This window comes from Mesorhizobium sp. M7A.F.Ca.US.005.03.2.1, from assembly GCF_003997795.1.
Classification (GTDB): Bacteria; Pseudomonadota; Alphaproteobacteria; order Rhizobiales; family Rhizobiaceae; genus Mesorhizobium; species Mesorhizobium ciceri.
Map to the genome: position 1 here is coordinate 20,051 of NZ_RZRP01000006.1, position 7,008 is coordinate 27,058.

Genomic DNA, 7,008 nt, shown 5'->3' on the forward strand with positions numbered 1-7,008 from the left:
CTTGTCAAATATCGAGGACGACTGATCCGCGCGGCTTGGAGCAGCACAACAGCACTTCGCTGCTTCCAAGCTCGTCCAGCGGTTCTTCGAAATAGGCGATGTCGCCCGAGATCAGCCGCGACTTGCATGTGCCGCAGATGCCGGCCCGGCAGCTGAATTCCGGCAACAGACCTTGGTTCTCGGCGAAGTCGAGCAACGATACGGCCGAGCCATCCCAGACGGCCGTCAGGCCCGACTTCCGAAATTCCACGGTTGTCGCTTCCCCGGCCGGCTCGATCCTTGCCGGCTGCGCTGGAACCGCGGGAACTCGCACTGCATCGGGCTCAAGCAGCGTCGCCGGGCCGAAGAATTCGTAGGCAATGCGATACCTTGGCGCGCCAAGCTCGCGCAGCATGACGTAGATCGCCTGCATGAACGGCGGCGGGCCACAGAGGTAGAAATCATAGTCATCGATCGGCAGCAGACGCTGCAGCACGTCCCGCGAAATCATGCCTTCGCTATGGAAGCGCTGCTCGGCCTTGTCGCGCTCGGACGGGTGCCGGTAGCAGAAGTGTGCGGTCAGGCCGGGACGGGTCGAGACCAGGCCGGTCACCTCATCGCGCAAGGCATGCACATCGCCGTTGTCGCAGGCGTGAATGAAGACGGCACGGCGGTCCGGCAACGAAGCCAACGCATGCAGCATCGGCACCATCGGCGTCAGCCCGACGCCGCCGCTGAGCAGCACGACTGGACGGTTGCTGGCCTTGTCGAGCACGAAATCGCCGCGCGGCCCTTCCGCCTGAAGCACATCACCGACGTCGATACGGTCATGCAGGAAGCACGAGCTTATCCCATCGGGAAGCCCCGGCCCGGGTGCTGCCTCACGCTTCACACTGATCCGATAGGAAGCGCTGTCTGGGGAACAGGAGATACTGTAGTTGCGCAGCACATATCCCCTTTCGCCGGCGGCCTCCCGCGCTACCGGAATCCGGAACACCAGGAACTGGCCCGGCTGGAAGTCGCGCCAGTCCTGTGGATCGACCGGCTCGAGATGGAATGAAGTGATGAGGGCGCTTTCGCGCACCTTCGCGACCACTTTCAGGTCGCGAAATCCGCTTCTTGCGATGGTGTCGCGAGCGGTGAATGCATTCATTCGGCAGCTGCCAATTGCTGGCTCTCGCTGGCGATCAGCTTGGCCAGGTTCCGGCGAAAGCGCAGCGGTCCGACATCTATCTTCAGATCGAGATTGGGCGTGCGCTTGTTTGCCATGCCCTTGTGCACGGCATTGAGCACGGTGCGGTCCTCGTCGAAGGCGCCGCGCACAGAGGTGGCGAACTGGCGGGAAACCTCCAAATCGTCGGGGGCGAAATTGCGCATCTGGAACCAGTAATATTTCGTCTGGTTCTCATCGACCGGCGTCATGAAGTTGTAGCTGTCCATGAGGAACACGTCCTCGTGCAGCGGCTTGCCCTCGCCGCCGGTGCGGGCCGGCACGAAGATCGCCTTGATGATGGCGTTGGAGGGGTAGCGCACTTCGTAGTGCTGCTTGCGGTCGCAATTGCCTGAGAATTTGAGGAAAGGCGCATAGAAGGGCGCCGGCGCGGCATCGACCACCCAGCGCCACACGGTCACGCCGTCCGCGCCTACGGTGGTTTCGAGTGGCGCATCCTCCATCGCCTGAACGCCGCCGAAGGAGGACTGGTGGACCCAAGACACATGCGAGGGGTCGAGCAGGTTGTCGGTCATGTAGAGGTAGTTGCAATCGAGCGCCATGGACTCGCCGCGATTGACGCCCCATGCCGGATCGCCCCAGTGGTCGACCGCGAAAATCAGCGCGGGGTCGGCCTTTGCCGCTTCGCCCATCCATATCCACAGCAGCCCGTAACGTTCGGCGATCGGATAGGAACGAACGCATGCCACATGCGGTATCTTTTCAGCACCGGGCACGCGCGTACAGGTTCCGGTGCTGTCGAAGGTCAGCCCGTGATAGCCGCATTCGACAGTGTCGCCCTTGATGCGGCCCATGGACAGCGGCAGCTTGCGGTGGGGACAGGCATCCTCGAGCGCCGCCACCACGCCATCGGTCCGGCGGTAGAGGACAATATCCTCGCCAAGTATCCGGGTCGGCACCAGCCTGTCGGCGACCTCATGGTCCCATGCGGCAACGTACCAGCAGTTTCGAAGAAACATGGCGTCCTCCCGAGCTTGTGACGCCTAAACGAATATCTTGCGGGCCTGGGACGACATAGGGCTTGCATCTGCGTTCTATTTTAGAAAAACTAAATCAAGCTGACCCCAGGATCGTTGCCCAGGTGAAGAAGACGCCCCCACTGCGTGCGATACAGGCCTTCGAGGCTTTCGGGAGGCGTGGCAGTGTGACGGCGGCCGCCAACGAACTCGGCGTCTCCGTCGGCGCGGTCAGCCAGCAGATCCGCAAGGCCGAAGACGCCCTGGAGGCGCGGCTTTTGGAACGGCGCGGCAGGAGTGTCGCCCTTACCGCGCTGGGCCGCGTTTACCACGCAGCGGTTGCCGTCGGCTTCGAACACATTCGCGACGCCCAGGATCTCATCGAACAGGCCCGGTCCGCGGACACTTTGACCATCTCCTGCCTGCCGTCGTTGGCCAGCAAATGGATCGGCCCGCAGCTCCTGGATTGGCAGGTCGACCACCCCGGCGCGACCGTGCGGCTGGTGGGCGCCGAGACGGAGCCAAGGCTGGGCGCCGAACAAGTTGACTTCCGTATTTCGTACGGCACGAAATATCGTGATTTCGAGCACTACACCGAACTGTTCACCGACTGGGTGGTGCCGGCCTGCTCGCCGACGCTGCTGGCGAAACATCCGGTCGGCAAGCCCGCCGATATTCTCGATCTGCCGCTTCTCAGCATCGAATGGGCCCGCGATCACCGCTCGCCGCCGACATGGGCGGAATGGGCCGCAAGCATCGGCGCGGTGCACCGCAGAACATCCGGCGAAGTGGCCTTTTCCCTGTCGAGCGCGGCGATCGATGCGGCGGCCAACGGAAGGGGCTTTGTGCTGGCGCAACTGTCGATGGCTGCCGACGATATCGCGTCGGGCAGGCTCGTCGCCCCGTTCGACAAGCGGATCAGGCTGCCGGAACCTTATTTTTTGGCTTGGGATCGGGCCATTCTTGAGAAGCCTTTTGGTCCTGAGCTGCGAGCCTGGATTGTTTCGATTTCCAAGCGACTGGGCGCAACCTTAGCCGGATAGTCGAACACCGATCTGGAGACACAAGTTTGCATCTGCCGAGTTCGCGCGCACCAGCGTCTTAAGAGATCCAGACATTGATCGGCGGTGTGCGGTCCCACGGATTGCTTCAGTTTGCCCTAAATATCTCGACAAAAGTCCGCTTTTTTCGCCCTTCTTGCACCGCTAGCCGTCGGGCGGCTTTGCGACCCAAAACAGCAGCGTTCGCGCCCTCAAGTCAACAGGGGTTCACTCAACTTCCCCGCTGTACGAGATCCCGGCGAACTCGGAGCCCCTGCTTGAGCAAATCCCGACGTACACGAAGTCCTGGCCCCGCCCCACCATCGTAACGCCGGCTTCCTCATCAGCGTCCTGTAACCGGCGGCGGGTCTCCAACGTGACCGTGTCGTCATTGCCTGTAACAATTAGATCAAAAGTTTTCTGGCCTGCGAGAGGCGGCCTGCTGTTTTGCTCGAATCACTTGCGATGGAAGGTGCGGCGTTTCGGTGGCAGCCCCAGCGCGCTTTGAAATGGGATAATCCCTCGCAGATCGCCTTTGCAACGGGGATACCAATCTCGGATCGCGAAAGATCGGCGAACCGGACCTGCGAACCACAAACTTCGCCGATTTCATTCAGCAGGTCGGTGACGTTGCTTTCGCCAGCGCTTTCCAGGCCGTCGGCAGGCTTGCCGATGGCGAAACGAAAGTTGCGCACGTCAGCGAAACGCTTCCAGCGGGTCATCCGACGATCGTCATCGCTCATCGTTTTATTACGGGGCCGTTCTGCCCTTTCGGCATGGGCCTGCATCGCAGCTTCGGATTGTATCAATTCCAAAAACGCGGACCGGGCGGCAGCAACCATATCGAAGCTGCACCCGAAACCCACCGCCATATGCTCGCCACTGTCTTCGCAGCTGATCGCCGCCGTCACGATGGCCGTGCGGAAGGACGAGATATCGAGAAGCCAGAGCCTGCGTCCCGTTTCTTGGCGATGCTGCTGGATGTGAGACGCCAAGCCTTGGTCATCAAGCCGCGCGATATCCAGCCGCTTTCTCAGGGAGCCTCGGTGCCACCATATCCCTGTGGCGTCTCGTTCGACGAGTTCAAGCAAGGCGCGGGTTCTTGCATCGGCCCGCGTTGTGCCAGCGGCGCAACCATTGGTGTCGACGTTCAAGCTGCAATCGCCATATGCGACGTCACCAAAGCGGCCATAGCAGAGAAACGCCGGACAAAGCGCGACCCTATCGTCATGGAAGCTGCGAACGGACGCCCATAGCTGGGGATTGTTCAGATGATCCGTTGAAGGGATACTGTCCCAGCCACGCCACACTCTGTTGAGCCGATCGCGATGTCGGATCTGTTCCAGCGAAAAGCCCAACACCTGAATCGCATCGATCCTCATTCCATCGCCTGGAGAGCCGATGCGTGCTGACGCCGTGATGTCTTCGGCTCTGCAGGCCCAGCTGGAAATCTCCGCGGCCTCTCCGAGGCAAGACAGCACGGCCGTGCCGGCATCAAAGCCTTTGCCACTTGCTGTGAATCGTTTCTCATTCCCTTCGAATGGAGCAATGTTGGACATAGCCAGGAATCCACCCGGAACATCGAACACTTCAACGCCAATGTCGTAGCGTGTCGCGAAGTGCAAAAGGGGCAGCCCATTCTCGGGCGCAGCGACAAGGGTCGCAGCCAGATTCTCCAAAACATCCAAATCATCTTCACTCGACTGGCGGTCCCAGGTCGGGTCGTCTTGGTTCACCGTCATCGGCCGGTCGTGATGCATCAGCAGAGCAAGCGTTATCCAATGCGACCCGCGCAACAGCATGTTGGCTCTTTCAATATCTTGGCTTCTGCTGTTTACGTAGGGTAAGCGGTGGGCGCCCGTTGGCGACCGAGACGATAGCCGGCGGAGTTGACAATTTCCACAGACGGTCTGGCGATTAGGCTAATCGGCGGTTTCGAGCTTCGCAAGGGCTCGGAGACGTTCTCGTTGGGCAAGCGGAAGGCCTGCGCGATTCTCGCCTATCTGTTACTGAGCGGCAGGTCACGCGAGACGCGCGGGCGACTGGCGGCATTGCTTTGGAGCGAGCAGGACGAGGAGCATGCGCGCGGATCACTGCGCCAGTGTATAAAGGATCTCCGACGCCTGGCAAGCGAGACCAGGCTTAATTACCTCGCGGTCGACAAGCTCGTCCTGGGAATCGATCCGACTGCAATCCGTTCCGACATCGATGAGCTTGAACGTGCGCTCGACGACCGCAATTATGACGGTGCGCTGCTCCTGCTGGCCAAAGCCAGGGATGGACTTTGCGCCGGGTTGGACGATTGCGATCCTGTCTTCGACAACTGGCTGAGAATGCAGTCGACGATGATAACCGACAGGCTGGTGACACGGCTCGCAGCCTGGCTGGCGGCCGAGACAGACCCGAGACAGCGCAAATCCATCGCTGCGTGCATCCTGCAACTTGATCCGTTTTTCGACGATGCCGTGGTGGAGACCATTCGGAGGGTCTGTGAGGAAAGCGGTTATGCCCGCGCCCTAGCGTTCTTCGACCGCTACGCGGCCGAACTCAAAGCGGACATGGATCTGCGACCACCGGCAGAAATCCTCCACCTTCTAGAGGCGCTCAAGCCGGGCAACGACGGTGAAAAGCGGGCGGCTGACCCCGACCTTGCGCAAGGCGATCACGACAGCCGCATCCCAGGGAAGCCGACAATCGCCATCATCATTGCCAGGCGCGAAGCAGAGAACGAGCACCTGCAATTTGCCTTGGCGACAGAGCTTCTGGCTTCGATTTCCCGATTTAGGCATTGGACAGCCGTGTCAACGGAGTTGCAAGCCGGCGAATTCTCACTGGATCAGATGCATCAGGCGGCAGGCGAACACGTGGATATCGGCGTCCTCATCCGTCTGATCGACACGGATGGACCAGCAGTGTTCCAAATTACCTGCTATGACTTCCTGCAAGAAGGAGAAGCCTTCGTTCTCACCGTTCCGTCGGATCCGTCTTCCTGGCGCTCGGCCTTCAATGAAGTTTGCGCACGCTTTTCCGCGCGCCTGCAGATTGCCTTGTCCAGTGCCAGGCTGCATCGCATATCGCAAGCTTCCCCGAACCATTTCTCGGCCTATGATTGCTGGCTGGACGGACAGCGGCTTTCGATCATGTGGCGAAAGGACACCGAAGAAGCTGCCATCGCCCGCTACGAGGAAGCCATCCGGCTTGATCCCGATCTGTCCTGCGCCTATTCCAGCCTCGCTGCGGTGCTCAACTCGCGTTGGATCGTCGTTCCGGGTGCATCGTCGATCGAGCAGGATCTAAAGCGCGCATTCGAACTGGCCAAGCGTTCGGTCCTGCTCGACCCATTCGACCACCGCAACCAGGTAAATCTGGCCTGGAGCCACCTTCTGGCGCGACGCTGGGAGCTGGCCGATTTTCACTTCAGCCTTGCACATGAGCAAAATGCCGGGAACCCCGCGACGTTGATTGCCTACGCGCTGGCCAGCTCCTTCATGGGTGATCATCAACGGGCATCGGAGCTTTCGAAGCGCAGTTTCGACCTCAATCCCATGCCCGACGCTCACTATCATGGCTACCAGGCGACCATTGCCTTTCTCGCCAATGATCTGGAGGGGTGCGTGGCCGCTGCGGTCAAGAGCGATCAACTGTTCGCCGACATCCACGGCTGGTCGGCGGCGGCACTTGCGTTGCTGAAACGCAACCGCGAGGCCGGGGATGAGTTCAGACGTTTTCTACGCAACCTAACGGCGGCGTGGCAAGGGCCGGGTAGGCTTGACCGCGCTGTCGCCGTGGAGTGGTTCAAGAC

5 protein-coding genes are annotated in these 7,008 nt (G+C 60.7%); 2 read left to right on the forward strand and 3 right to left on the reverse strand.

Annotated features, from left to right (window positions below; translation table 11 throughout):
• Nucleotides 1-4: 4 nt before the first annotated feature.
• Together EN991_RS00755 and EN991_RS00760 are read right to left on the reverse strand one after the other, a co-directional pair.
• The gene (locus EN991_RS00755) at nt 5-1,132 is read right to left on the reverse strand and encodes a 2Fe-2S iron-sulfur cluster-binding protein (RefSeq protein WP_127367986.1); all 1,128 of its coding nucleotides are present in this window, start codon (nt 1,130-1,132) and stop codon (nt 5-7) included.
• Entirely contained in the window at nt 1,129-2,169 is a 1,041-nt protein-coding gene (locus tag EN991_RS00760; protein ID WP_013530418.1) for an aromatic ring-hydroxylating dioxygenase subunit alpha, read from the reverse strand. The genes EN991_RS00755 and EN991_RS00760 overlap by 4 nt, the downstream gene beginning before the upstream one ends.
• Before the next feature lie 140 nt (nt 2,170-2,309).
• Here EN991_RS00760 and EN991_RS00765 point away from each other — a divergent pair, with 140 nt between their 5' ends.
• Complete coding sequence (locus tag EN991_RS00765; protein ID WP_164747153.1) at nt 2,310-3,209, forward strand: LysR substrate-binding domain-containing protein; 900 nt, start codon at nt 2,310-2,312, stop codon at nt 3,207-3,209.
• A 401-nt stretch (nt 3,210-3,610) separates the two neighbouring features.
• Here the strand turns inward: EN991_RS00765 and EN991_RS00770 are convergent, their stop codons facing one another.
• The gene (locus tag EN991_RS00770; RefSeq protein ID WP_127367987.1) at nt 3,611-5,008 is read right to left on the reverse strand and encodes a YcaO-like family protein; all 1,398 of its coding nucleotides are present in this window, start codon (nt 5,006-5,008) and stop codon (nt 3,611-3,613) included.
• A 165-nt stretch (nt 5,009-5,173) separates the two neighbouring features.
• On the opposite strand from EN991_RS00770, the gene EN991_RS00775 reads away from it, so the two are divergent.
• Nucleotides 5,174-7,008: hypothetical protein (locus EN991_RS00775; RefSeq protein ID WP_164768814.1), on the forward strand; the 1,835-nt coding region annotated here is incomplete at its 3' end.